The following is a 24,389-nucleotide window of genomic DNA, read 5'->3' on the forward strand; positions in this document are numbered from 1 at the left end:
GGCCCCGCGTTTGCGGGGACGACAGCGAGAGTGTGGCGGCGCTGTCGCCCTGATCTGCGCTGTCATTCCCCGCGAAGGCGGGGAATCCAGTACGCCGCGGCTTCTCGGTTCAATCACAAACGCCTCTGGAATACTGGATCGCCCGGTCAAGCCGGGCGATGACAGTGGTGGTCACATCCGCAGCAGCGCCTGCCGATCGATCTTGCCCGTGCCCGTCTTCGGCAGCTCGTCGGTGAAAATCACCTCTCGCGGATATTTGTAAGGAAGCAGCTTGCCCTTCACATAGTCCTGCAGCCGCCGTGTCGTCTCGCCCGGGTTGGCCGCGCGGTTGTTCATCACCACCACCGCCTTCAGCGTCATGCGACGGTCCGGCAGCTCGGTGGCGAACACGGCGCATTCGCGAATATCGGGATGGTCGGCGAGGCACAGCTCGACCTCGAGCGGATAAACCCATTGGCCCGAGATCTTGATCAGATCGTCGGCGCGGCCGCGGAAGAAGTGGAAGCCGTCGGCATCGCGGATGAAGCGGTCGCCGGTGTAGATCCACCCCGCCTCGCGGATGGTTTCGGCGGATTTGTCCGGCCGGTTCCAGTACAGCGGCGTGTTGGAATCGCCACGCACCCACAAGATGCCTTCCTCGTTGTCGGCGACATCGCGTCCGTCCTTGTCGCGCAGCGCGACCTCGTAGCCGGGCACGCGCAGGCCTGCGGCCCCTAACTTCTTCTGCTCGGGCCTGTTGGAGAGGTAGATGTGCAGCACCTCGGTCGAGCCGAGGCCTTCGACGATCTCCAGGCCCGTGAGCGTCTTCCAGCCGTTGAAGACCTCCGCCGACAGCACTTCGGCGGCGGAGAGCGACATGCGCAGCGACGAGAAGTTGGTCTGTTGCGCGCCCTCGGCCTTGGTCAGGGACGTGTAGAGCGTCGGCAGGCCGAAGAACACCGTCGGGCTGTACTGCTCGATCGCTGTGAAGATCGCGGCGGGTTTCGGTTGCCCCGGCAGCAGCAGCGTTGCCGCGCCTGCCGAAAACGGGAAGGTGACGGAATTGCCAAAGCCGTAGGCGAAGAAGATCTTTGGCACCGAGAAGCAGATGTCGTCGGGCGTCAGCTTCAGCACGTTCTGCGCAAAGGCGAGCTCGCTATAGGCCATGTCGTGCTGGAGATGCACGATGCCCTTGGGCCGGCCGGTCGAGCCGGACGAGTACATCCAGAACGCCATCTCATTGCGATGCGTCTCCGCTTCCGCCAGCTTGGCCGGGAATTGCTTGAGCCAGTCCGTCGCCGCGAGCGCACTCGGCGCGGCGTGATCGCCCGCCTCGCCATTGGCGACAATCAGCGTGCGCAGGCGCGTATCCTTGCAGGCCTCGGCATTGAAGCGTGGCGCGAATTCGGCATCCGCCACCGCAACGCTGGCGCCGGAATCGGCGAGGTAGAATTGCAGCAAATCCGGCGGCGTCAGGGTGTTGATCAGGAGCGGCACGAAGCCGGCCCGCACCGCGCCGAAGAACGCGGCCGGATAGGCTGGGGTGTCGTCGAGGAACAGCAGCACGCGTTCGCCGCGCTTCAGGCCGAGCGATGCAAAGCCGTTGCCCCAGCGGCAAGCCTCGTCGCAAAGCTCGGCATAGGTCCGTGTGCCTGCCGGACCCATGAGCGCGACTTTGTCGCCACGGCCCTTGGCGAGATTGTCGAACAGCACGCGGCTGGCGTTATAGAGTTCCGGAACGGCAAAGCCGATCTCGCGCGCCCCTTCGCTGTCGGCAGGCACCTGGTCGAAGATCTCGTTGCTCATGCCTCGCCCCCGCCGTTCTTGGCAGCCTCGTAACGCGCCATGAAGCCCGGCGACATGTGGCGCAGGCGTGCATCGTCGATGCGGCCGGAGCGGGTGATGTAGCTGTAGGCGAAGTCCATCAGGTCCTGCTGCATGTGCTGGGCAAAATGCTCGTACCAGAAGGCACTGGTGCGCGCGGCGTTGACGAGCTTCTCCACCACCGGTTTTCGCGCGGCCTGGTAGCGATGCAGGGCGGTCGCAAGATGCGCATCCGATTCCAGCGCCTTGACCAGCGCGATGGCGTCCTCGATCGCGAGCCGCGTGCCCGAGCCGATCGAGAAGTGCGCCGAATGCAGGGCATCGCCGATCAGCACCATGTTCTTGAACGACCAATGTTCGTTCCAGACCCAGGGGAAGTTGCGCCAGACCGATTTGTTGGAGACGAGGCAATGGCCGCCAAGCGTGTCCGCGAACACCTCTTCGCAGACGCCCTTGGACTGCTCGACGTCCTTGTAGGCGAAACCGTAGGCCTGCCAGGTCGCGTGGTCGCATTCGACCAGGAACGTGCTCATGGCGGGCGAGTAGCGGTAGTGATGGGCGTTGAAGGCGCCGCGGTCGGTTTTCACGAAGGTCTGCGACAGCGTGTCGAAGCGTTTCGAGGTGCCGTACCAGACGAACTTGTTGGAGGAGTAGGACAGCGAGGTGCCGAAATCACCTTCGAAGGCGCGGCGCACCTGCGAGTTCAAGCCGTCGGCAGCGACGATCAAATCATGACCGTTGAGTTGGTCGATGGCATGAATCTGCGTGTCGAAGCGTGGGGTGACGCCGACGTCGAGCGCGCGCTGCTGCAGGAACCGCAGCAGCTCGAGCCGCCCGATCGAGGAGAAGCCGACCCCGTCGATGGCGACGCTGTCGCCGCCGAGGTTCAGCGTGATGTTCTCCCAGCTCTCCATGTGCGGCGCGATCGCGTCGACCGTCTCGGGGTCGTCGGCACGCAGGAACTCCAGCGCCTGGTCGGAGAACACGACGCCAAAGCCCCAGGTCGCGTCGGCCGGGTTCTGTTCGAACAGGTCGACCTGATCCTCGGGGTGACGCTTCTTCCAGAGATAGGCGAAGTAGAGCCCACCGGGCCCTCCGCCAATCACGGCGATCCGCAACGTCTGCCTCCCTAATTGACAGTATACTTACTATCTAGGGGTAGACTAATGTGCTCCGGCGTTCCGCGCCAGCGGAATTATCGGCCAGCGCAGGCGCGCCAAAGCGCATCTTCGGACACAATTTTTACGCGTGTCCGAAACCGTCAGGTCCGAATCATAGCCAAACCGCGCCGGCTTGGCCATCCGCACCGTCAGACGCAGCGCTTCACGTAGACCCCGTTCACAAGCACCCTGGTACAGCGCACGGCTGGAACCGGCTTGCGGACCACGACGGCCGCGTTCGGCCCGGCGCAGCCGGCGCGATAGACGCCGCGGGCGCAGACCACCGCATTGGCGTCGGTGGCCTCGAAGGTCATGGTCGCAGCGAAGGCAAGCAGTGCAGAAGCGACGAGCAGCAATGAACGCATGTGGTCCTCCCGGGCTTGTCGTGATCGAAATCGGATATCTGCAAAAGATTTGTCGTTGCAGGCGTGCGAAAATTCATGCGCACGCCGTTCGTCATTGTCGCGCTTGACGCGTGCGCCGCGTTATCTCGCCGCGAATGGGGCGAGCACGTCCTTGCACGCCGGCGACAGCGAGGCAGCCCTGTTGGAAATGCATTGAATGATGCGGCCGCCTCCGGGCGCGACGCCGGCGCAGAGCGTGCGGATGTCGGCGCCGCAGGCCGACCTCAGGATGAACAGCTCTTCGCGCGGCAGCAAGGGACGCAACACGATCACGGCTGGCGCTGCCGCCGGCGCGGCTCCCGCCGCGGGGGCTGCTGCTGCGGGAGCCGCACCCGCGGGCGCCGCCGTTGCGGCAGCGCCACCGCCGGCTGCGGCGCTCACGGCCTTTTCGCAGGCCGGTGAAACTCTGGCCTTGTTCTTTTCAAGGCATTCGAGTGCCGCCGCGCCGCCCGGCGGCACGCTGGCGCACACCTTGGGATAGTCGGCGCGGCACGCGCTCTTGACCGCCGCAACCTGCGCGCTGCTCGGCTGCTTGGCGGCAGCGGCCTTCTGCGCGGGTGCGGCAGCCGGCTTTGCCGCGGGGGCGGCATCTGCTTTCGGTGCGGCTGGCGCCGTTTCCGCCTTGGGCGCGGCCTCGGTCTTCGGCGCGGCGGGGGCAGCTTCGGTTTTCGCAGGTTCGACGGCGCGAACCGCGGTCTGGCATCCCGCCGACAGGCTGGACATGTTCTTCGCCAGGCATTGATACGCTTCCACGCCGCCGGGCGTCACGCTCGAGCAATGCGCCATGAAATCCGAACGGCATGCGGAGCGGATGGCGCTCTTCTGGGCCTCGGTCGGTGCTTGCGCGAACGCGCCTGTTGCAGTTGCGAAGAGCGCGGCCGCCAGCAACGCCTTGCGCGTCGATGCCTGTTTCAACGTGTTGAACATCTGGTGATTTCCTGCCCGTCGGTCACGCCGACGACTTTCAAAATGTGATGTAATCGCAATCTTCGCGAGTGACGCCTCGCAAGCAGCATCATTCGCCGCTTTGACGTCACCCGCAAGTCAATTATGCCGGTGCAATTGCGCCGTCAGAGCCTGACCATGCGCTTGCCGCGGTTCTCGCCCGCGAGCAATCCGATCAGCGCCTTCGGCGTGTTCTTGAGGCCATCGATGATGTCCTCCTGCACCTTCAGCTTGCCGGATTTGACCCAGCCCTGGAGCTCGGCGAGCGCGCGCTGGCTCTCCTTCATGTAATCCATCACGATGAAACCTTGCATGACCAGCCGCTTCACCACGATCAGCCCGGGCACGCCGCGCGGGCCGTGCGCGGAGGGCGCGCCGTCATATTGCGAGATCGCGCCGCAACAGGCGATGCGGCCATAATTGTTCATCTGCGGCAGGCAGGCTTCCAGAATGTCGCCGCCGACATTGTCGAAATAGACGTCGATGCCCTTGGGTGCAGCTGCGCGTAGCGCCTTGAAGACCGCGCCGTCCTTGTAGTCGACGGCGGCATCGAAGCCGAGCTCGGAGGTCAGCCAGCTGCACTTGTCCGCGCCGCCGGCAATGCCGATCACGCGGCATCCTTTGATCTTGGCGATCTGCCCGACGATCGAGCCGACCGAGCCCGCGGCCGCGGAGACCACGACGGTCTCACCCTCTTTGGGCTTGCCGATCTCGAGCAGGCCGAAATAGGCGGTGAGGCCGGCGATGCCGAACACGCTGAGCAGGTGCGTCATCGGCTCGAGCTTCGGCATCTTGGTGAGATGCTTTGCCGGCACCGCGGCAAATTCCTGCCAGCCGGTGTCACCGAACACGATGTCGCCCGCCGCAAGCCCCTCGGCCTTCGAGCTGACGACCTCGGCAATGGCGCCGCCAGCCATCACGCTGTTGGCCTCGACCGCGGAGCGATAGGTCGCGCCGTGCATCCAGGCGCGGTTGGCGGCGTCGAGCGAAATGTATCGCACACGCAGCAAGGCTTCGCCGTCCTTCGGCTCCGGCACTGTGCTCTCCACCATCTTGAAATGTTCGGGGCCGAGCTTGCTGCTGGGTTTTTCGACCAGCAGAACCTGGTGATTGATGTTGCCGCTCATGGCGTTTCCCTCTTTGATTGTCTTGACGATTATTGATGCAGCCCGCAGCAAACAAAACGTGCAGGCCGCATGCGTTGTGCGCTGCATGAAGGCTAGATCGCGGCGTTCCATTTCACAACGGGAACATCCTGAAAACGCGATCACACGCAAAGCGTGTTGCGTCGTTGTGATAACTGCGACATCATGAAGCGCCGGTGTACGTGGGGGGTAAGCGATGTCGAACAGGTTCACGCAATACATTCTGGCCGCGATGGTGCTCGGCATCATCATGGGATCGGCAATCTACAACTTCCTGCCCGACACGCGCGCCGACTGGGCGTCCTCGATCAACCTGATCGCCATGATGTTCCTGCGCCTGATCAAGATGATCATCGCGCCGCTGGTGTTCGCGACCCTGGTCGGCGGCATCGCGCATATGGGCTCGGGCTCCAAGCTCGGCCGCATCTTCGCCAAGACCATGGGCTGGTTCATCAGCGCCTCCTTCGTCTCGCTGCTGCTCGGCCTCGTGATGGTGAATCTGCTGCAGCCCGGTGCGAACTTCCCGGGCACGCTGCCCCAGGCGGGGCAATCGACCGGCCTGCCGGTGTCGGCCTTCTCGATCGAGAAATTCCTCACGCATCTGATCCCGACCTCGATCGCGGACGCGATGGCGCAGAACGAGATCCTCCAGATCGTGATCTTCGCGGTGTTCTTCTCGGTGGCGATGGGCTCCATGCCCGAACGTTCGAAGCCGATCCTCGCGATGATCGACGACGTCGGCCACATCATGCTGAAGGTGACGAGCTACGTGATGCTGTTCGCGCCGCTCGCGGTGTGGGCCGCGATCACCGCAACCGTCGCCAAGAATGGCCTTGCGGTGCTGTGGAAGCTCGTCGTGTTCATGGGAGGCTTCTATCTCTCGCTGGCGATCCTGTGGACCATCCTGGTAATCGTCGGCTTCATCGTGATCGGCCCGCGCTACAGCCATCTCTTGAAGCTGGTCCGCGAGCCGCTGATGATCGCGTTCTCGACCGCGAGCTCGGAGGCGGCCTATCCGAAGACGCTCGAGGCGCTCAACCGCTTCGGCGCCTCGTCGCGGATCTCGAGCTTCGTGCTGCCGCTCGGCTATTCCTTCAATCTCGACGGCACGATGATGTACTGCACCTTCGCGGCCGTCTTCATCGCGCAGAGCTACCACATCGACATGCCGCTCGGCACCCAGCTCGCGATGCTGGCGACGCTGATGATCACCTCGAAAGGCGTCGCCGGCGTGCCGCGCGCCTCGCTCGTGGTGATCGCCTCGACGCTGGCGCAGTTCAACATTCCCGAGGCGGGCCTGTTGATGATCATGGGCATCGATACCTTCCTCGACATGGGCCGCAGCGCCACCAACGTGATCGGCAACACGCTCGCGACCTCGGTCGTAGCCAAATGGGAAGGCGAGCTAGGGCCCGAGCACGAGCTCGGACCCGGCGACGTCGTGCCCGAGGATATGGTGCCGGGCGAAGTGCCCGCGATGGCCAGCCATGGGTAGGAGCGAACCATGCGCCAGACACTGGCGAGGTCACTGACCTCAGGCGGGTTGTTGCTCGCGGCATCGTTGCTCGCGACCTCCTTGTTCGCGACCTCGGCTCGCGCGCAGACCGGCGGCGAGGGGCTCAGCCCGACGCTGGCGGCCGTCAAGAAAGCGCACACGGTGCGGCTCGGCTATCGCGAGAGCTCGCCGCCGTTCTCCTTCCTCGACCAGTCGGGCCGTCCGATCGGCTACAGCCTCGAGCTCTGCGAGGCCATCGTCGAGGAGATCGGCATCGAGGTCGACGATCCCAATCTGAAGATCGATTACGTCAAGGTCACCTCGGACGACCGCATCGACGCCGTGCTGCAGAACAAGATCGACCTGGAATGCGGCTCGACCACCGCCAATGCCGAGCGCGGCAAGCGCGTCGCCTTCTCGCCCCTGATGTTCGTCGCCGGCACCAAGCTGATGGTGCCGAAGGGAGCGGCAATTTCCGGTATCGCGGACCTGAAGGGCAGGACCGTCGTGGTGACCAAGGGTACGACGAACGAGCAGGCGATACACGCCGTCGACAAGAAGCTCTCGCTCGGCCTCAACATCGTGACCGCGCCGGATCACGAGCAGTCGTTTCAGATGGTGAACGACGGCAAGGCTGATGCATTCGCGACCGACGACATCCTGCTCTACGGCCTGATCGCGCGCCACAAGGCGCAGGAATATTTTCGCGTGGTCGGGGACTATTTGTCCTATGACCCCTACGGCATCATGTTCAGGAAGGGCGAGCCGCAGCTCTCCGCCGTGGTCGAACGTGCCTTCCGCAAGCTCGGCTCCAACCGCGATCTGGTCCCGCTCTACAACAAATGGTTCACCGCAAGGCTTCCCACCGGCGAACGTCTGAACGTGCCGATCTCGCTGCAGTTGGAAGAGGCGTTCAGGGCGATGGACGATTCGGCGAGCGCGAATAATTAGCGTTCGTGTCGCGCCGCAGGCTCGATGCCTTCCCTTCTCCCCTTGTGGGAGAAGGTGGCGCGAACCGCCGGATGAGGGGTTAGCTCCGCAAATTCAGACGCAGAAGTTTCACTCGCGGAGAGAGACCCCTCACCCGTCTCACCGCTACGCGGTGAGCCACCCTCTCCCACAAGGGGAGAGGGTGCAGCGAGCTCGCGGCTGCTATCTCTGCCCAAACACCCGGTCCAGCGCCGCGTCATACGCCGCTTGCACGAGTTGCGGATGCAGCTTGCCGAGCGCTTCCATCATCACGCCGGAATTGATCTCGAGCACGCTCCACTCGCCATTCACGCGAACCACGTCGATCGACGCAAAGACAATGCCGATGGCGCGCGCGGCATCGCTCGCCAGCTTTGCGCAGGCGGTGCGAACGTCGCCATCCTCCAGCAGCACCGGCTTTGCTCCGGCATCGAGATTGTGCCGCCAATCCGTGCCACGCTGCTTGCTGTAGACGACGAGGGGTTCATCTCCGAGCAGCACCACACGGACCTCGTCCTCGATCGCGACATAGGGCGAGATCACGAGCCCGGCGCTCATTGAGAAAACCTCGCCAGCCGCGTGGTCGAGTTCGGCCGCCGTCGCCACCTTGAACACCGAGCGTCCCGATGTCCCCTCGTTCGGCTTCACCACCACGCCTTGCGGATTCTGACCGAGCAGCGCGAGCATCTGCTGGCGCCAATCGGCACCGGCGACGTGCACGCCCAGCCTTGGGTTGAGGAAGAGGTGATGGGGAATGCAGGGAACGCCCGCCAACGCCAGCGCCTCTGATGTCGCCGATTTGTCGTTGGCGAGGCGATGGGGGATGGCGCTGTTGAGGCCGATGTCGTAGCCGAAGGCAAAGCGCCGCTCATCGCCCCGGCGCATCGCGACCAGCCAGCCATCGGCACGGACATCGACCGCGATGCCATGGTCCGCGCAATAGCGCCTGATCGCCTGGACGAAGATTCGCTCGTCGCTTGCCGCCATGTGTTTCTGTCGCGTTTCAGACGTTCCTGGCGCCAAAAGCCGCAAAAATGCGGGAAACGGCGCCGAACCGGGGTGAAAGTCAGAGCTATTCTTAATGAAATTCTCGCGAGCGCGATGGAAATTAAGTGCTGCATTCGAACGCTGCAGGGAAAAGAAATTGCCCGCGGCGCGCGCCCGGCAGCAGATTCATTAACAATATGGCCAATTCCGCCGCAAATGCCGGTTTGACCGGCATCAATTGCATCCGGAACGAGGTTGATTATTGGTCTCAATGGCGTAGATCACACACGCGAAATCCTCCGCCATGGCAATGGTGTCCGCCCCGTTTCAGGGCCGGGCAACGCTTTTGCCCTAAAACCGCAATTATTCGGAATATCGAAAATCATGAGCGCGTTTTACCGAGAGAAGGTTCTTTCCGTCCAGCACTGGACCGACACGTTGTTCAGCTTCCGCGCCACGCGCGATACCGGCTTCCGCTTCCAGAACGGCCAGTTCGCGATGATCGGCCTCGAGATCGACGGCCGTCCGCTGCTGCGCGCCTACAGCATGGCAAGCGCCAACCACGAGGAAGAGCTCGAGTTCTTCTCGATCAAGGTTCAGGACGGCCCGCTGACCTCGCGTCTGCAGAAGATCAGGGAAGGCGACACCATCCTGGTCGGCCGCAAGGCGACCGGCACGCTGATCACCGATAACCTCCTTCCCGGCAAGCGGCTGATGCTGCTCTCGACCGGAACGGGCCTCGCGCCGTTCGCGAGCCTGATCAAGGACCCCGAGGTCTATGAGCAGTTCGAGTCCATCGTGCTGGTGCACGGCTGCCGCCAGGTCTCCGAGCTCGCCTATGGCGAGAGGCTGGTCGCTTCCTTGCGCGAGGACGAGCTGTTCGGCGAGCTGCTCGCGGACAAGCTGATCTACTACCCGACCGTGACCCGCGAGCCGTTCAGGAATCGCGGCCGCATCACCGACCTCATCAACTCCGAGCAGATCTTCAACGATATCGGGCAATCGCCCCTCGACATCGCCACCGACCGCATCATGATGTGCGGCAGCCCGGGGATGCTCGAAGAGCTGAAGGTGATGTTCGAAGGCCGCGACTTCATCGAAGGCAGCGGCAACAAGCCCGGCCATTTCGTGATCGAGAAGGCGTTCGTCGAGCGGTAAGCTCTGGTCGCCGTCTTGCCGAACACTTAGCGATCCACTCCGGTGTCGTCCCGGACAAGCGCGCCTAAGCGCGCGCCGATCCGGGACCCATACCCACCAGCCGCGGTTATGCGAAGACTCGGAGTGACGGCTTTTTTCACCATCGACCCCTGTGGTTATGGATCCCGGGTCTGCGCTGACGCTTGCCCGGGACGACAGCTCAGTTGTGGTGGCGACTGTTGCCTCCACCAGTCCCCGTTTCCATCCCCTCTGCTGCACTGCAAAAGCCTATCCTCTCGGCTGATTGATTTATCTCGGCCGAATTCGCTAGCCTGAAACAAGGGCCGCGTCATATCCGTATGACAGGCGAGGGCGTATCGTACCGCCTCATGCTGGCGAGAGGATGGGATCGTGGCCGACGACACCAAGACGCAGGACTCCTCCCGACACTCATCCCCCAAACGCCTGCCGCTGGCGGAGGAGGGGATCATGGAGACCCTGCTGCTGCCATTCTCGCCGCGCTACATCGTGCTGACGATCTGCGCGGTCGTCACCGCGCTCCTGATCGGCATCGGCATCGCCGACCGCAAGATCTTCGACATCCTGCTGGTGCCGATCCTGATCTTCGGCGCGCTGACGCTGCTCGGCGTCCGCGATCTCCTGCAAAAGAGCCACGCGGTGCTGCGCAACTATCCGATTTCGGCGCATATCCGCTTCCTGCTCGAAGAGATCCGCCCGGAGATGCGGCAGTATTTTTTCGAGAGCGAGAAGGACGGCATGCCGTTCTCGCGCGACACCCGCGCAGTGGTCTATCAGCGCGCCAAGATGGAGCTCGACAAGCGTCCGTTCGGCACCCAGGAGGACGTCTACCGCCAGGGCTACGAGTGGATGCATCACTCGGTTTCGCCGAAGGCGCATGCCGCGGAGAAATTCCGCATCAGCATCGGCGGTCCCGACTGCAAGAAGCCCTATTCGGCTTCGGTGTTCAACATTTCCGCGATGAGCTTTGGCGCGCTCAGCCCCAACGCAGTGCGTGCGCTCAATGCCGGCGCCAGGAAGGGCGGTTTTGCGCACGACACCGGCGAGGGTGGTGTCAGCCCCTATCATCGCGAGATGGGCGGCGACATCATCTGGGAGATCGGCTCCGGCTATTTCGGCTGCCGACATCCCGACGGCACCTTCGATCCCGAAGCGTTCGCGCGCGTTGCCGGTGACGACCAGATCAAGATGGTCGAGCTCAAGGTCAGCCAGGGCGCCAAGCCCGGTCACGGCGGCGTGCTGCCGGCGGCAAAGGTCTCGGAGGAGATCTCCAAGATCCGCGGCGTCGCGATGGGCGAGGACTGCATCTCGCCGGCCTCGCATCGCGCCTTCTCCACCCCGGCCGGCATGATGCAGTTCATCGCCGAGATGCGCCGCCTGTCCGGCGGCAAGCCGGCCGGCTTCAAGCTGTGCGTCGGCCATCCCTGGGAATTCCTGGCGATCTGCAAGGCGATGCTTCAGACCGGCATCTATCCTGATTTCATCGTCATTGACGGCAATGAAGGCGGCACCGGCGCGGCGCCGCTGGAATTCATGGATCATCTGGGCATGCCGATGCGCGAGGGCGTCAATTTTGTCCACAACGCGCTGATCGGCATCAACGCGCGCGACCGCATCAAGATCGGAGCGTCCGGCAAGATCGCGACCGCCTTCGACATGGCGCGTGCGATGGCGATCGGCGCCGACTATTGCAACTCGGCGCGCGGCTTCATGTTCTCGCTCGGCTGCATCCAGTCGCTGAGCTGCCACACCGACCGCTGCCCGACCGGGGTGGCGACGCAGGACCCGACGCGCGCGCGCGCGCTTTACGTGCCGCTCAAGATCGACCGCGTGCACAATTATCACCACGCCACCCTGCATTCGCTGACCGAGCTGATCGCCGCGGCGGGCCTCGAGCATCCGCAGCAGCTGCGCCCGATTCACTTCACCCAGCGCACCTCGACCACCGATGTGAGATCCTTTGCGCAGCTCTATCCGGCGCTGCGCCCTGGCGAGCTGCTCGAAGGCACCGAAGACCCACGTTTCCGCGACGCCTGGCGGATGGCTCAGGCGGAAACGTTCCAGCCGGCGCTGTAAGGCATCGTTCGGCCCGCGGCGAGACCTGCCCGGCCCGCGCACATTCGCCGCGAGCGCAGCTGGCATCTAGGATTTTGTTCAACTTTGGGTGTATATTGTGCCCATGGACGAACGGCGCGACAAGGCAAGACATCGCGTGCTGAAGGCCGGAACGATCGAGTTCGGCGGCGGCGCGATCGACTGCACCGTCCGCAACCTGTCCGATACCGGCGCCGCGCTCGACGTCACCAGCCCGGTCGGCATCCCCGAGCATTTCACCCTGTTCGTCCAAGCCGACGGAACGCACCTGTCGTGCACCGTGATCTGGCGCAAGGAGAAGCGGATCGGCGTGAGGTTCGGGTGACCATGAGCGGGCGCGGGCTATCGCTCAATTTCACCCCGTCTCGACCTCACTCAACCGGCTCGCGAGGATCTTGTCGATCCTTCGCCCGTCGAGATCGACCACCTCGATGTGCCAGCCGCCGAAATCGAAGGCATCGCCGGTATCAGGCAGCACGTTGAACTGTTGCAGCACCAGGCCCGCCACCGTGTTGTAGCGGTGCGGCGGCAATTCGACGCCGAGCAATTCGCCGAATTCGTCGACCGGCATCCAGCCGGAGATCAGCAGCGAATCGTCGGCGCGCCTGACAAAGGCGGGCTCCGGCGGTCCGGCCTCCGAATGGAAGGCGCCGACGATCGATTCGAGGATGTCGGCGGCCGTCACCATGCCTTCGAAGCCGCCATATTCGTCGTAGACGAAACCGACGTGGACCGGCGCGGCTTTCAGGATGGTCAGTACGTCGCGCGCGTCTGCCGACGCCGGAATGCCGGGCGCCTCGCGCACCAGCGCGCGCAGGTCCGGGTTGCGTTCGTTCATATAGGCGATCAGCAGGTCCTTGGCCTGGAGCACGCCGATCGGTTTGTCGCGGTCCCCGTCGGAGACGGGAAAGCGCGAATGCGGGCTCTTGGCGATGATCTCCCGAATGGCCGCCGGATCGTCGTTGAGGTCGATCTCGTCGACCTCCGTGCGCGGCGTCATCACCGCGCCGACCGGCCGGTCGCCGAGCCGCATCACGCCGGCGATCATCTCCCTCTCACCGGGCTCGAGCACGCCCGCGCTCTCGGCCTCGCTGACGAGGTGGTGGATCTCGTCCTCCGAGACCTTCTCCTCGGCCTTGCCGCCGCGGCCGAGCAGCGTGAGGATCAGCCTGCCCGAGAGATCGAGCAGAAAGACCAGCGGCAGCGAGACCTTCGCAAGCACGTGCATGGCGGGCGCGACCCTGACCGCGATGCTTTCGGGGTCGCGCAGCGCCACCTGTTTCGGCACCAGCTCACCGACGATCAGGGTGGCGTAGGTGATCAGCGTCACGACGATGCCGACGCCGACGATGTCGGCAATTCCCGTGGACAGACCGAGCTCGAGCAGCCATTGCGTCAGCCGCTGTCCGAGCGTCGCGCCGGAGAACGCGCCGGAGAGCACGCCGACCAGCGTGATGCCGATCTGCACCGTCGAGAGGAACTTGCCGGGATCGGCTGCCAGCGTCAGCGCCCGCTCGGCGCCGCGCACGCCCTTGGCGGCGAGTAGCGACAGCCGGGCCGGGCGGGACGAGACCACGGCCAGCTCTGACATGGACAAGAGGCCGTTGATGACGATCAGGACGACGACGATGACGAGTTCGACCGAGAGCATTGACGTTCCGAGGAAAAGAGTGTGGCCGAATAGGTCGGCCCACGCTTTGATATAGGTATTCGGCAAGGAAATGCCGGCATTTTTGCCGCGTTTCGCGTCCCAGGGAACCGTGTGACACGCTTGCGGAGCTCCCGTGGAACTACGGGACTGCCGTTGCTTAACGGGCTCTTAGTGGCCGCCCGGCTAGGTTTTCGACATTGCAGAAATGTATGCGGGGGACCCAGGGATGCGGATCGGGAAGCTTTTCGCGCTGTCGATGCTGACGGTGACGGTGTTTGCAGTCATCCTCGGCGCCGAGGTGCTGATACCCCAGACGCGCATCTTCACGAACCGCTCCGACGCGATCAAGACCGTCGATGCCTTTGGTGCGACGCTGATGGCCAGCCAGCATGTCGCCAGCCTTCGCGCTCCCTATATCGGTCCGATCTTCCAGGAAGGCGCCGCAACACCGGCACAGCTCGAAGTTGCCACGAAGGCTGCGAAAGCCGCCGAGGCGGGCTTCGAGGCCGCAAGACGCGCCGTCATGGTGCTGGATGACGGCGGCGCGATTGCGGAGAATCTCGACCGTGCCGCGCGGCGGCTGAAGGAGGTCACTAACGCTGCCGATCGCGCGATGGGCGTTCCCCTGGCGGCGCGCGACAGTGCCGCGACAAAGGGCTTCCTCCCCGGTGTTGCCGACGTCATCGGCAACATCGAACCGGTCATGAACCGGCTCGAAGCGAAAGTCATCAACGCCGATTCCTCGCTCGCGGCGCTGTTGAGCCTGGCACGGACGGCCCAGGATCTACGTGTTGCGGCCGGCAGCCGAGCAGCCACGCTGTCCCCGGCGCTGTCGGCGAGCCGCCCGCTCACGGCGAGCGAATTGTCGCTGATGGATCGCATGCAAGGCCGCGTGGAGGCCGACCGCGAGCGCATCGAGGCCGGCATCGACCAACTCGGAAATCCCTCCCGCATCGCGACCGCGCTGAAGGCGGCAACGGAATCGTATTTTGGAAAAGCCGCGGCTGCCGTCGACAAGGAGATTCCCGCAGCCCGGAGTGACGGCAAGTACAGCAGCAACGCCGACGAATTGGCGAAGGTCATCGTGCCGGCCATCCAGATGTTCTACGGCGTGCGCGATGCCGCATTGGCCGAAGCTTCCGAGCGCGCCTCGGCGTCGCGCGATGGCGCGCTGGCGATGCTCGCGCTCGGCGGTGTCGCCGTGCTGGCGCTGCTGGGGACGCTCGGTGCCGTGACCATGATGCTGCATAGACGCGTGGTGACGCCGCTCAGCCGGCTCGCGGACGTGATCGGGACGCTCGCTGCCGGACAGCACGAGGTCGAGATCCCCGCGACGGGCCGCAATGACGAGATCGGCCAGGTGGCGGGTTCGCTGCAGCACTTCAAGGATTCACTGCTCGCCAAGAAGGCCGCCGACGAGGCGGCCGCGGTCGAGGCCGACGCGAAGCTGCGGCGCAGCCAGCGCATGGACCAGATCGCGCGCGATTTCGAAGCCATGATCGGCGACGTGATCAACACAGTGTCGTCGGCTTCCTCGGAGCTGGAAGTGTCCGCGGGAACGCTGACGAGCACGGCCGATCAATCGGAAAAGGTCACCGCGACCGTCGCGGCCGCTTCCGAACAGGCCTCCACCAACGTGCAGACCGTTGCCGCGGCGGCCGAGGAGATGGCCTCGTCGGTCGACGAGATCAGCCGGCAGGTGCAGGATTCCGCGCGCATCGCCGGCGAGGCGGTGCAGCAGGCGGGGCGGACCAACGATTATGTCGGCGAGCTCGCCAAGGCAGCGGGGCGGATCGGCGACGTCGTCGAGCTCATCAGCCAGATCGCGGGCCAGACCAATCTTCTGGCGCTCAACGCCACCATCGAGGCGGCGCGCGCCGGCGAGGCCGGGCGCGGCTTTGCGGTGGTCGCCTCCGAGGTCAAGGCGCTGGCCGAGCAGACCGCCAAGGCCACCGGCGAGATCAGCCAGCAGATCACGGGAATCCAGACCGCGACGGAGGACTCCGTCGGCGCCATCAGGTCGATCAGTGACACCATCTCCCGCATGTCCGAGATTGCGTCCGCAATCGCCGCAGCGGTCGAGGAGCAGGGCGCAGCGACACGGGAGATTTCCCGCAACGTGCAGCAGGCGGCGCGCGGCACCCAGCAGGTTTCCGCCAGCATCGTCGACGTGCAGCGCGGCGCGAGCCAGACCGGATCAGCCTCCGCCAACGTGCTCACCTCTGCGCGATCGCTGTCCGGCGAGAGCACGCGCCTCAAGGTCGAGGTCGGAAAATTCCTGGACGCGATCCGCGCGGCTTAGACTGCGTGGTGGCATCAGGGCTAGTTGCCATAACGGAGGTCAGCTCCCTCTCCCGCAAGCGGGAGAGGTGAAACGGCCACCACCTGATTTCGCCGCACTCGCGCCGCGGCTCAGAACTCGCCGTGCAGCCTCCCCGAAAACACCGACACCGGTCCGCGGTCGGCATTATAGGCGGGGTTGACGATGAGTTGGTAGTCGGCGGTGAGCGTCAGATTCTTGTTCAGCGCGTAAGCGTAGTAGGTTTCGAGGATGCGCTCCTTGCGGTAGTTGAGCGCGCCGTCGCCGATCAGCACGCCGAGGCCGCCGGCGGCGAGGAAGTCGCGGTAGTCCTGTGAAATCGCGTTGATCGCGCCGCCGATGCCGATCACGTCGTCAGGCCGGCCCCATTTCGTGCCCTTGATCGAAAGACCAGCCGACAGGCTGCGGTTGATGTCGGTGAAAGCGATCGTCTCGCTCTTGCCGTCGTTCCAGCTCCAGCGGCTGAACAGTCCGACATCCTCGGTGATCGCCTGCTCGAGGTTGACGACATAGCCGACCTTGATACGGCCGCGCCGGGTCTGCGCGATGTCGAGGTTGAGCGCGGGATTATTCAGCGTCTCGCGGAAGCTGCCCATATTGGCGCTGTCGAGCCAGCCCATGGTCCTGAGCTTGCCGGGCTGCCCGAACAGCGAGAAACGCGTCTCGAGCTCGATCACGTACTGGCCGCGCTCTCCGGCCCTGGTATCGAAATGATTTGCATTGGGCTCCGCGACCATCAGGAAATAGCCGCCGCGCAGCGCCCATTGCTTCTGATTGAACTCGGCGGTGACGCCGTAGGTGAGGCCGACCTTGTCGGCGGAATAGTCGAAGGCGCCAGGCGCCCACAGCGACCAGTTCATGAAATCCTTGCGCGTGTCCTTGGCGTAGGCATTGCCGTCGAACACGTCGACCACCGCGAACTTGCCGGCCTGCACGGTGAGGCGGGACACGTCGACCTTCTGCCCGAGCTGCAACTGGCCGCTGGCGAGCTCTTCCTGCTCGCCGCCGAAGCCGAAGGTCTGTCGCACGAACAGGCGCGAGGTGTTGTAATGCGGATAGGGGAAGTTCGACTTCTGCGCTTCGCCGTTCGGGAAGCCAGCCGCGCCCACGGTGTCGCTCAGTCCAAATCCCTGGAGCAGCTCGGGATTGTAATAGACCTCGCCGCCGTCCCACAGCCGCGCGTTCAGGAACAGGCTGTTGCTCCACGTCGCCTTGGCTTGCCGCGACGGCGTGAGCGAGTTCGGCCCGGTGTAGAGCGCGGGGAACGAGGGATAGCCTTGCGGCAGATAGGTGCTCTGGCCGTGAATCTCCCAGCGATCCGATTCGGTGTCGATCAGGGAGCTTTTCGGATTGTAGCTGGGCATGCCCGGCCAATCGACCTTGCGGTTAAGGCCGAGCCTGACCTGCTGGAAGTCCAGCGACGAGGAGCTGTATTGGGCCCCCGTGGAGAAGGCGACATTGGCGCCGTCGAAGCGGCTGTAGAGATATTCGAGCCGTGCGCTCCAATGCGGCGCGAAGCCGTATTCGACGCCGGCACCGGCGATCCAGCCGGGCCGCGTGTTCAGGATTTTCGGGACTTCGGCGCCGGAGGCCGGCGCGTCGAAATAGCGCTCGCCCATCCAGGCAAAGCCGCCGGTGGCGTAGACGAGCCACGGACCGCTGGTGTAGCCGACGCGGCCGCGCAGGCTGGCGGCGTAGTCCCATTGCTGGGTGACGGTGTTGCCGGGCGTCGCCAGGAAGGAGACGATCGAATTCGACGTGATGTAGTTGGGAAACGTGAAATCGCCTTCGACGCCGACCAGCCAGCCGGAATTGAGCCGGTAATTGTAGCCGGCCTGCACGCCGCCGATCATGCCGCTGAAGACGCCGTTGTCGTTGATCCCTGTGCCGTCGTTCAGCGCAAAGTGCGATGAGCCGCGGCCGTAGCCGGCATGCGCGCCGATATAGAGGCCGGTCCAGTCATAGACAGCTCTCAGCGCCGGCGCCTTCAGCGGCAGATCGGCTGCACGGCCCACGGCGGGAAAAGAAAGCACGCCCGAGGCAATCGCCGCGGCCGTCCGCAAATACCTGTAACGGTGACCTCTCAACGTCAAAACGCACGCCCCCAAACGCGAATGTGTCCCACCCGCCGCGATATCCCTGCCGATTCGCGGCGGCCCTGTCATCAGGTCTTGGTTGCTCGCGTCATCGAGATGATCTCGATTCGACGCGATTTCGTCCCAAGTTCCTGAACTTGCCGCGAACCTTATTGCGATTAATTCGCAATAGCAACTGATGAAGATTGCCGCACGCGATGGTTCGCACCGCTGTGTGACGGGACGGCAACAAACTCCCGGCAAAAAAAGAATGACCCGCCCGGGGGGACAACCGGGCGGGTCGGGGGCACGACACGGGGTGGATGAGGCGCCCGTGTCGGACGCAGGATCCACGTAAGATCGGCCTCAGGTACTCAAATCAGTAGCAGCTACGAACGCGGCCGACGTACTGGCCGAAAGCGTTGTACTGGGCGACCCAGCCGCAGCGGTGATAGCCGTAGTAATAGGGGTCGTTATTGGCGGCGATCGCGGAGCCGACGACGGCGGCGGTGGCGATGCCGGCACCGACACCCCAGACCCAACCGGGCTGCTTGGCTTCGGCCGAGGAGGTGGTGGACACGATGCTGCCGGTGACGGCGAGGGTCGCGAGAGCGAGAGCGGCAATCTTGGTCTTGATCGACATGTGAAAACTCCATCCGGGGTTGAGGCGGTCCGTTGTGGCCCGCGTGCCTAGTTTGACGGAGGCTCCCCGTGTCCGGTTCGAATGTGGCAAATTCGCTCCCGGAGAAATTAGTTTTTGTAAATGATTACAATAGGATGTCGGCTAGCCGAGCGGCCCTTTGGCGAGCCTGTTCACGTCGAAGTTATCGACCTCGCTGAGGAGCTCGCAAAAAGCACGAGCGCCTTGATCGATCAGTTGCTCGCCCTTCGCGGCCACGGCCAATGTCGCATTGCCGACGGCGCCGCTGGCGTTGAGATCCTGTGCCTGCCAGGCGAAGGGCGCCGGCCGCTGCGTCGACAGCCAGCGATATTGCTGCTCCAGCGCGATGCTGCTCGCCGGAAAATCCGCGATCGCCTCCTTGCGCACCTGATCGGGAAAGCGCGCCAGCATGATCGAGGTTTCGACCGCGCCGCCGTGGATGCCGTGGCGCACCTCGTCGGCCGGGAACAATTTGTCGGCGCCTGACAGCCGCGACCAGGACGTCGTCACCACGAACAGTTTCTGATGCGCGCGCAGATCCTGCGCGATCAGCATCATGGCCGCGCTGTTGCCACCATGGCTGGTGATGATGACGAGCTTCTTCACGCCGCGACGCGCGACGTCCTCGCCGATCCCGGTCCATCGCTTCAGCGCGGTTTCAGTCGGCAGCGTCTGCGTGCCGGGATAGTCGATATGCTCGGTGGAAATCCCGACCGGTTCGACGGGAAGAAAACTGGCCGGAACGTTGTCGGGCAGAAGCTCGCGCACGCGCGCAAGATAGGCGTTCGCGATCAGCACGTCGGTCTCGAACGGCAGATGCGGGCCGTGCTGCTCGGTCGCCGCCAGCGGCAGCACCGCGATCCAGCGCGACGATTCCGCAGGGGTTGTCTCGGCCCAGCGGATTTCGGTCCAGTCGCGGGATGGCATCATTGAGTTTTCTTTGGAGGTTTCATTGCCCGAATTTGTCACGTAATTTGGGGTATCAGGGGATGCGGGCCCGGCCGGCTCGCGTCCCCTGACGTCATGCGGTTTTATCGCGTTGCGTTCACATGAGCCAGAAGCGATTGGCCAGAAGCGATCGACGGAGTGCCATTATGACCCCCTTTCATCTGCGCAGAGCGTTCATTGCGGGCTTGATGGCTGCTTTCGTCTGCAGCGCCGAGGCGCGTGCCGAGACGCTGGACAAGGTCACCTTCGGCACCAACTGGGTCGCCGAGGCCGAGCATGGCGGCTTCTTCCAGGCGGTCGCCGACGGCACCTACAAGAAATACGGGCTCGACGTCACCATCGTTCCCGGCGGTCCCAACGAGAACAACCGGATGCTGCTGATCGCCGGCAAGATCGATTTCTTCATGGCCGCGAACACGCTGATGTCGTTCGACGCGATCGCCAACAACGTCCCCGTCGTGACCATCGCCGCGATCTTCCAGAAAGATCCGCAGGTGATGTTGACGCAGCCGGATGCCAAGGTCAGCAAGATCGAGGACCTCAAGCCGCTGACGCTGTTCGTCTCCAAGGAGGGCATGACCAGCTATTTCCAGTGGCTGAAGTCCGAATACGGCTTCAACGAGAAGAACGTGCGGCCCTATAATTTCAACCCGCAACCCTTCATCGCCAATCCCAAGAGCGCGATGCAGGGCTATGTCACCTCCGAGCCCTTCGCGGTCGAGAAGGCCGCCGGCTTCAAGCCCAACGTGCTGCTGCTGGCCGATTACGGCTTCAACACCTATTCGACCCTGATCGAGACGCGCCGCGACGTCGTCGAGAAGAAGCCCGATTTGGTGCAGCGTTTCGTCGATGCCTCCATGATCGGCTGGTACAATTACATCTACCGCGACAATTCCGCCGGCAATGCCATGATCAAGAAGCTCAATCCGGAGATGACCGACGACCTGCTCGCTTATTCCGTCGCCAAGATGAAGGAGCATGGCATCGTCGATTCCGGCGATAGCCTGAAGAACGGCATCGGCGCGATGAGCGACGAGCGCTACACCTCCTTCTTCAACAAGATGGTCAAGGCCGGGGTCGTGAAGCCCGAACTCGACTTCCGCAAATCCTACACGCTGCGCTTCGTCAACAAGGGCGTCGGCGTCGAGCTGCGCCCGAGCAAGCCGTAGCGCAAGCTCGATGTCATCAGGCAAAACCTCGTCCGCGGCCGACGCCGGCCTGACGCATCTCGCCGTCAGCCTGCGCGGCGTGACGAAGACCTATGACAATGGCGTCATGGCGCTCGGCCCGTTCGACCTCACTGTCCGCAAGGGCGAGTTCATCTCGCTGCTGGGTCCGTCCGGCTGCGGCAAGTCGACGGTGCTGCGGTTGATCGCGGAGCTCAGCGCGCCGTCGTCAGGCATCGTGCGGGTGGCGCGTCACGAAGGCGAGGTGCTGCCGGGCCACGGCATCGGCTTCGTGTTTCAGGAGCCGACCCTGATGCCCTGGACCAGTGTGCGCGAGAATGTGCGGCTGCCGCTGAGGCTCGCGAGCGTGCCGAAGGCCGAGGCGCGCGGGCGTGCCGACGCGGCGCTGGCCAGCGTCGGGCTCGCCGATTTCGCCGATGCCTTTCCGCGCGAGCTCTCCGGCGGCATGAAGATGCGGGTGTCGCTGGCGCGCGCGCTGGTCACCGATCCGGATATCCTGCTGATGGACGAGCCGTTCGCCGCGCTCGACGAGATCACGCGCTTCCGCCTCAACAATGATCTGCTCGCGCTGTGGCGCAGCCTCGGCAAGACCGTCATCTTCGTCACCCATTCGGTGTTCGAATCCGTCTATCTGTCGCAGCGCGTGGTGGTGATGACGGCGCGGCCCGGCCGCATCCAGGCCGATATCCGCATCGAGACGGTCGAGCCGCACGGCGAGGCGTTTCGCACCTCCGCGGCCTATTCCGATTATTGCCGGAAGGTCTCGGCGGCGCTGGCGCCATCCTATTCGGGGCAGTCGACGTTATGAACGCGCAAGCCCCCGTCACCGCAAAACCGCGAGGCGCGCAACGCGCGATGCGCTTTGGGCTTCCCGTCATCGTGTTCGCGGTCGGCATCCTCGCCTGGGAACTCATGGTCCGCATCAAGGACATCCCGCCTTACGTGCTGCCGGCGCCCTCCGTCATCGTCCTGACGCTCATCAAGGACTGGGCGGTGCTGTCACAATCGCTCGCCACCACGCTGCTGACCACGCTCGAAGGTTTTGCCGCGGCCAGCATCGGCGGCATCGCGCTGGCGCTGTTGTTCAACCAGTCGAAATGGGTGGAATATTCGCTGTTCCCCTATGCCATCGTCCTCCAGGTCACCCCTGTCATCGCGATTGCGCCGCTGCTCCTGATCTACCTGGAGCAGCAAACCGCAGTCGTCGTCTGCGCCTTCATTGTCGCCTTCTTCCCGGTGCTGTCCAACACCACGCTCGGGCTCAATTCGGTCGATCGCAACCTTGCCGGCCTGTTCCAGCTCTATGGCGCCTCAAAGCCGCAGACGCTGCGCTTTCTCAAGCTGCCCGCGGCGCTGCCCTACATCCTCGGCGGCCTGCGCATCGCAGGCGGCCTGTCGCTGATCGGCGCGGTCGTGGCCGAGATCGCGGCCGGAACAGCGGGCGCCGGCTCCGGGCTTGCCTACAGGATCGCGGAATCAGGCTATCGATTGAACATACCCCGCATGTTCGCAGCGCTGCTTTTGTTGTCGCTTGCCGGGATTGTCATCTATGGGGTGCTGGCGCTAGTTTCGCACCTCGTTTTACGGCGCTGGCATGAGAGCGCGCTTGGAAAGGAAAACTGATGGCTGCCGGTTCGATTTCGTCCGAAAAGATCGACCTTCTGATCTATGGGCCGGTGCGGCCGATCCTCGAGAACGGGTTTTCCGACCATTTCGTCGTGCACAAGGCCGAGACGCACGGCGACCTCGAACGGCTGACGCCGGCGATCCGCGAAAAAATCCGTGGCGTCGCGGTGACCTATCACACCGTTCGTGCCGACAAGGGTTCGCTGTCGCAGCTGCCCAAGATCGAGATGGTGGCAAGCTTCGGCGTCGGCTACGACCACGTCGATGCCAAATATGCCGCCGAGCACAACATCATCGTCACCAACACGCCCGACGTGCTGACCGAGGAGGTCGCCGACGTCGCGATGGGCCTGCTGATCTCCACCTTGCGCGAATTCATCAAGGCCGACCGCTACGTGCGCTCCGGGCTCTGGCAGACGCAGAACTATCCGCTCAGCGTCGGCTCGCTGCGCGACCGCAAGGTCGGCATCGTCGGCATGGGCCGGATCGGGCAGGCCATCGCGCGCCGGCTCGATGCCTCGCTGGTGCCGGTGGTCTACCACTCGCGAAACCCGTCCAAGGACGTCTCCTACAAGCACTACCCTGATCTGATCGAGATGGCGAAGGCGGTGGACACGCTGATGGTGATCGTGCCCGGCGGCGCCTCGACCAACAAGATGATCAATGCCGAGGTGCTCAAGGCGCTCGGCCCGCGCGGCGTTCTGGTCAACGTCGCACGCGGCTCGGTGGTCGACGAGCCGGCGCTTGTGCAGGCGCTCAAGTCGGGCACCATCCTGGCCGCCGGCCTTGACGTGTTCGCGGCGGAGCCGACTGTGCCGGACGAGCTCAAGACCATGCAGAACGTCGTGCTGCTGCCGCATATCGGCTCGGCCTCGGTGGTGACGCGCAACGCGATGGACCAGCTCGTGGTCGACAACCTCAAGTCATGGTTCTCAGGCAAGGCGCCGCTGACGCCGGTTGCCGAAACGCCGTTCAAGGGGCGCTGATGAAAATTCTTCGGGTCGTTGCATTCGCCGTCGCGGCCCACTTGGCCGCGATCGGCGCTGCGCCTGCGCAGGATGCAACGAGCCTGAAGAAAGAGATGCTCGGGCAGTGGGAGCTATCGACCACCGAGCGCAGCAAGACCTGCGTCGTCACGATGAAGGGCGATGCCGCGGGGCAGGGTTTCAAGCTCGAGCTGGAGCCGGCCTGCAAGGCGGCGCTGCCCTTCACCAAGGACATCGTTGCCTGGAGCGTCAGGGGCCTCGACATCGTCCGTCTGCAGGATGCGACCGGTGAAGCCGTGATCGACTTCACCGAGGTCGAGGCCGGCATCTTCGAAGGCCTGCGCCAGGGCGAGGGCGTCTACATCCTGCAGGATCTCGCCGCCGCACGCTCGATGGCCAAGTCGATGGACCAGATGATCGGCGACTGGTCGATGGTGCGCGGCAACGGCCAGCCGGTCTGCGGGCTGACGCTGACCAACACCGAAGCCGGCCAGGACAATTTCCAGGTCTTCCTCAAGCCGAAATGCGACGCGGCCATCGCGCAGTTCAACCCGACGCAATGGCGGCTGGAGCGCGGCCAGATCATCCTGATGTCGAAATCGGGCAACGTCTGGCAGTTCGAGGCCGACGACAACGCGCAATGGCGGCGCGTCCCCGATACCGCCGATCCCCTGATCATGCTGCGTCAATAGGCGGCCCGACATTCGTTGCCGCCGAATGACGCCACGCGAAGGCGGAACCTGCAGACCGGGCATCT

At 64.2% G+C, this 24,389-nt stretch carries 21 protein-coding genes; 11 read left to right on the top strand and 10 right to left on the bottom strand.

The window, feature by feature from the left end; translation table 11 throughout:
* Positions 1–171: 171 nt before the first annotated feature.
* The 5 genes from GGD66_RS14890 to GGD66_RS14910 all read right to left on the bottom strand — a co-directional run bounded on the left by GGD66_RS14890 (position 172) and on the right by GGD66_RS14910 (position 5,439).
* Complete coding sequence (locus GGD66_RS14890; RefSeq protein WP_183258214.1) at positions 172–1,785, bottom strand: benzoate-CoA ligase family protein; 1,614 nt, start codon at positions 1,783–1,785, stop codon at positions 172–174.
* Positions 1,782–2,921: an FAD-dependent monooxygenase gene (locus GGD66_RS14895; RefSeq protein ID WP_177237366.1), complete on the bottom strand. Its 1,140-nt coding sequence runs from the start codon at positions 2,919–2,921 to the stop codon at positions 1,782–1,784. Before GGD66_RS14895 ends, GGD66_RS14890 begins: the two co-directional genes overlap by 4 nt.
* A gap of 191 nt (positions 2,922–3,112) precedes the next feature.
* Positions 3,113–3,328 carry a hypothetical protein gene (locus GGD66_RS14900; RefSeq protein ID WP_018316432.1) on the bottom strand — a complete coding sequence of 72 codons (216 nt, stop codon included), beginning with the start codon at positions 3,326–3,328 and terminating at the stop codon, positions 3,113–3,115.
* Positions 3,329–3,448: 120 nt separating this feature from the next.
* Complete coding sequence (locus GGD66_RS14905) at positions 3,449–4,294, bottom strand: cysteine rich repeat-containing protein (protein ID WP_026201671.1); 846 nt, start codon at positions 4,292–4,294, stop codon at positions 3,449–3,451.
* Between the two features lie 143 nt (positions 4,295–4,437).
* Positions 4,438–5,439 carry an NADP-dependent oxidoreductase gene (locus tag GGD66_RS14910; RefSeq protein ID WP_092261258.1) on the bottom strand — a complete coding sequence of 334 codons (1,002 nt, stop codon included), beginning with the start codon at positions 5,437–5,439 and terminating at the stop codon, positions 4,438–4,440.
* Between the two features lie 214 nt (positions 5,440–5,653).
* Between GGD66_RS14910 and GGD66_RS14915 the strand changes: the two genes are divergently transcribed.
* Together GGD66_RS14915 and GGD66_RS14920 are read left to right on the top strand one after the other, a co-directional pair.
* On the top strand, positions 5,654–6,952 hold the full coding sequence (locus tag GGD66_RS14915) for a dicarboxylate/amino acid:cation symporter (RefSeq protein ID WP_092261257.1): 1,299 nt from the start codon (positions 5,654–5,656) through the stop codon (positions 6,950–6,952).
* A gap of 9 nt (positions 6,953–6,961) precedes the next feature.
* Positions 6,962–7,903, top strand: a complete 942-nt coding sequence (locus tag GGD66_RS14920) for an amino acid ABC transporter substrate-binding protein (RefSeq protein ID WP_183258215.1) — start codon at positions 6,962–6,964, stop codon at positions 7,901–7,903.
* A gap of 201 nt (positions 7,904–8,104) precedes the next feature.
* Here the strand turns inward: GGD66_RS14920 and GGD66_RS14925 are convergent, their stop codons facing one another.
* Positions 8,105–8,908: a RimK family alpha-L-glutamate ligase gene (locus tag GGD66_RS14925; protein WP_092261255.1), complete on the bottom strand. Its 804-nt coding sequence runs from the start codon at positions 8,906–8,908 to the stop codon at positions 8,105–8,107.
* 384 nt (positions 8,909–9,292) lie between these two features.
* Between GGD66_RS14925 and GGD66_RS14930 the strand changes: the two genes are divergently transcribed.
* From GGD66_RS14930 to GGD66_RS14940, 3 genes are all read left to right on the top strand, one after another.
* Complete coding sequence (locus tag GGD66_RS14930) at positions 9,293–10,066, top strand: ferredoxin--NADP reductase (RefSeq protein ID WP_183258216.1); 774 nt, start codon at positions 9,293–9,295, stop codon at positions 10,064–10,066.
* Between the two features lie 390 nt (positions 10,067–10,456).
* Positions 10,457–12,160, top strand: coding sequence for an FMN-binding glutamate synthase family protein (locus GGD66_RS14935; RefSeq protein WP_183258217.1), 1,704 nt, complete (start codon positions 10,457–10,459; stop codon positions 12,158–12,160).
* Between the two features lie 103 nt (positions 12,161–12,263).
* Positions 12,264–12,503 carry a PilZ domain-containing protein gene (locus GGD66_RS14940; RefSeq protein ID WP_018316424.1) on the top strand — a complete coding sequence of 80 codons (240 nt, stop codon included), beginning with the start codon at positions 12,264–12,266 and terminating at the stop codon, positions 12,501–12,503.
* Positions 12,504–12,533: 30 nt separating this feature from the next.
* On the opposite strand, the gene GGD66_RS14945 is transcribed toward GGD66_RS14940, so the two are convergent.
* The gene (locus GGD66_RS14945; protein WP_092261253.1) at positions 12,534–13,829 is read right to left on the bottom strand and encodes a hemolysin family protein; all 1,296 of its coding nucleotides are present in this window, start codon (positions 13,827–13,829) and stop codon (positions 12,534–12,536) included.
* 226 nt (positions 13,830–14,055) lie between these two features.
* On the opposite strand from GGD66_RS14945, the gene GGD66_RS14950 reads away from it, so the two are divergent.
* The gene (locus GGD66_RS14950) at positions 14,056–16,131 is read left to right on the top strand and encodes a methyl-accepting chemotaxis protein (RefSeq protein WP_183258218.1); all 2,076 of its coding nucleotides are present in this window, start codon (positions 14,056–14,058) and stop codon (positions 16,129–16,131) included.
* 110 nt (positions 16,132–16,241) lie between these two features.
* On the opposite strand, the gene GGD66_RS14955 is transcribed toward GGD66_RS14950, so the two are convergent.
* From GGD66_RS14955 to GGD66_RS14965, 3 genes are all read right to left on the bottom strand, one after another.
* On the bottom strand, positions 16,242–18,212 hold the full coding sequence (locus GGD66_RS14955) for a carbohydrate porin (RefSeq protein ID WP_183258219.1): 1,971 nt from the start codon (positions 18,210–18,212) through the stop codon (positions 16,242–16,244).
* 391 nt (positions 18,213–18,603) lie between these two features.
* On the bottom strand, positions 18,604–18,867 hold the full coding sequence (locus GGD66_RS14960) for a hypothetical protein (protein WP_028143817.1): 264 nt from the start codon (positions 18,865–18,867) through the stop codon (positions 18,604–18,606).
* A gap of 141 nt (positions 18,868–19,008) precedes the next feature.
* On the bottom strand, positions 19,009–19,815 hold the full coding sequence (locus GGD66_RS14965) for a creatininase family protein (RefSeq protein WP_092261249.1): 807 nt from the start codon (positions 19,813–19,815) through the stop codon (positions 19,009–19,011).
* A 164-nt stretch (positions 19,816–19,979) separates the two neighbouring features.
* On the opposite strand from GGD66_RS14965, the gene GGD66_RS14970 reads away from it, so the two are divergent.
* The 5 genes from GGD66_RS14970 to GGD66_RS14990 are packed head-to-tail and all read left to right on the top strand — an operon-like array spanning position 19,980 to position 24,324.
* The gene (locus GGD66_RS14970) at positions 19,980–21,002 is read left to right on the top strand and encodes an ABC transporter substrate-binding protein (RefSeq protein WP_183258220.1); all 1,023 of its coding nucleotides are present in this window, start codon (positions 19,980–19,982) and stop codon (positions 21,000–21,002) included.
* A 10-nt stretch (positions 21,003–21,012) separates the two neighbouring features.
* On the top strand, positions 21,013–21,828 hold the full coding sequence (locus GGD66_RS14975) for an ABC transporter ATP-binding protein (protein ID WP_183258221.1): 816 nt from the start codon (positions 21,013–21,015) through the stop codon (positions 21,826–21,828).
* Positions 21,825–22,643, top strand: a complete 819-nt coding sequence (locus GGD66_RS14980) for an ABC transporter permease (protein WP_183258222.1) — start codon at positions 21,825–21,827, stop codon at positions 22,641–22,643. Before GGD66_RS14975 ends, GGD66_RS14980 begins: the two co-directional genes overlap by 4 nt.
* Positions 22,643–23,632 carry a 2-hydroxyacid dehydrogenase gene (locus GGD66_RS14985; RefSeq protein ID WP_183258223.1) on the top strand — a complete coding sequence of 330 codons (990 nt, stop codon included), beginning with the start codon at positions 22,643–22,645 and terminating at the stop codon, positions 23,630–23,632. The genes GGD66_RS14980 and GGD66_RS14985 overlap by 1 nt, the downstream gene beginning before the upstream one ends.
* Positions 23,632–24,324, top strand: coding sequence for an AprI/Inh family metalloprotease inhibitor (locus tag GGD66_RS14990; protein ID WP_183258224.1), 693 nt, complete (start codon positions 23,632–23,634; stop codon positions 24,322–24,324). Before GGD66_RS14985 ends, GGD66_RS14990 begins: the two co-directional genes overlap by 1 nt.
* The last annotated feature ends 65 nt before the right edge of the window (positions 24,325–24,389 follow it).

It is taken from the genome of Bradyrhizobium sp. CIR48 (assembly GCF_014198315.1).
GTDB lineage: Bacteria > Pseudomonadota > Alphaproteobacteria > Rhizobiales > Xanthobacteraceae > Bradyrhizobium.

What these genes read in the sequence shown, in the direction of transcription:
- GGD66_RS14890 (WP_183258214.1), bottom strand. Translation starts at nt 1,785, where the DNA reads ATGAGCAACGAGATCTTCGACCAGGTGCCTGCCGACAGCGAAGGGGCG.
- GGD66_RS14900 (WP_018316432.1), bottom strand. Translation starts at nt 3,328, where the DNA reads ATGCGTTCATTGCTGCTCGTCGCTTCTGCACTGCTTGCCTTCGCTGCG.
- GGD66_RS14905 (WP_026201671.1), bottom strand. Translation starts at nt 4,294, where the DNA reads ATGTTCAACACGTTGAAACAGGCATCGACGCGCAAGGCGTTGCTGGCG.
- GGD66_RS14910 (WP_092261258.1), bottom strand. Translation starts at nt 5,439, where the DNA reads ATGAGCGGCAACATCAATCACCAGGTTCTGCTGGTCGAAAAACCCAGC.
- GGD66_RS14915 (WP_092261257.1), top strand. Translation starts at nt 5,654, where the DNA reads ATGTCGAACAGGTTCACGCAATACATTCTGGCCGCGATGGTGCTCGGC.
- GGD66_RS14920 (WP_183258215.1), top strand. Translation starts at nt 6,962, where the DNA reads ATGCGCCAGACACTGGCGAGGTCACTGACCTCAGGCGGGTTGTTGCTC.
- GGD66_RS14925 (WP_092261255.1), bottom strand. Translation starts at nt 8,908, where the DNA reads ATGGCGGCAAGCGACGAGCGAATCTTCGTCCAGGCGATCAGGCGCTAT.
- GGD66_RS14930 (WP_183258216.1), top strand. Translation starts at nt 9,293, where the DNA reads ATGAGCGCGTTTTACCGAGAGAAGGTTCTTTCCGTCCAGCACTGGACC.
- GGD66_RS14940 (WP_018316424.1), top strand. Translation starts at nt 12,264, where the DNA reads ATGGACGAACGGCGCGACAAGGCAAGACATCGCGTGCTGAAGGCCGGA.
- GGD66_RS14945 (WP_092261253.1), bottom strand. Translation starts at nt 13,829, where the DNA reads ATGCTCTCGGTCGAACTCGTCATCGTCGTCGTCCTGATCGTCATCAAC.
- GGD66_RS14950 (WP_183258218.1), top strand. Translation starts at nt 14,056, where the DNA reads ATGCGGATCGGGAAGCTTTTCGCGCTGTCGATGCTGACGGTGACGGTG.
- GGD66_RS14960 (WP_028143817.1), bottom strand. Translation starts at nt 18,867, where the DNA reads ATGTCGATCAAGACCAAGATTGCCGCTCTCGCTCTCGCGACCCTCGCC.
- GGD66_RS14965 (WP_092261249.1), bottom strand. Translation starts at nt 19,815, where the DNA reads ATGATGCCATCCCGCGACTGGACCGAAATCCGCTGGGCCGAGACAACC.
- GGD66_RS14970 (WP_183258220.1), top strand. Translation starts at nt 19,980, where the DNA reads ATGACCCCCTTTCATCTGCGCAGAGCGTTCATTGCGGGCTTGATGGCT.
- GGD66_RS14975 (WP_183258221.1), top strand. Translation starts at nt 21,013, where the DNA reads ATGTCATCAGGCAAAACCTCGTCCGCGGCCGACGCCGGCCTGACGCAT.
- GGD66_RS14980 (WP_183258222.1), top strand. Translation starts at nt 21,825, where the DNA reads ATGAACGCGCAAGCCCCCGTCACCGCAAAACCGCGAGGCGCGCAACGC.
- GGD66_RS14985 (WP_183258223.1), top strand. Translation starts at nt 22,643, where the DNA reads ATGGCTGCCGGTTCGATTTCGTCCGAAAAGATCGACCTTCTGATCTAT.
- GGD66_RS14990 (WP_183258224.1), top strand. Translation starts at nt 23,632, where the DNA reads ATGAAAATTCTTCGGGTCGTTGCATTCGCCGTCGCGGCCCACTTGGCC.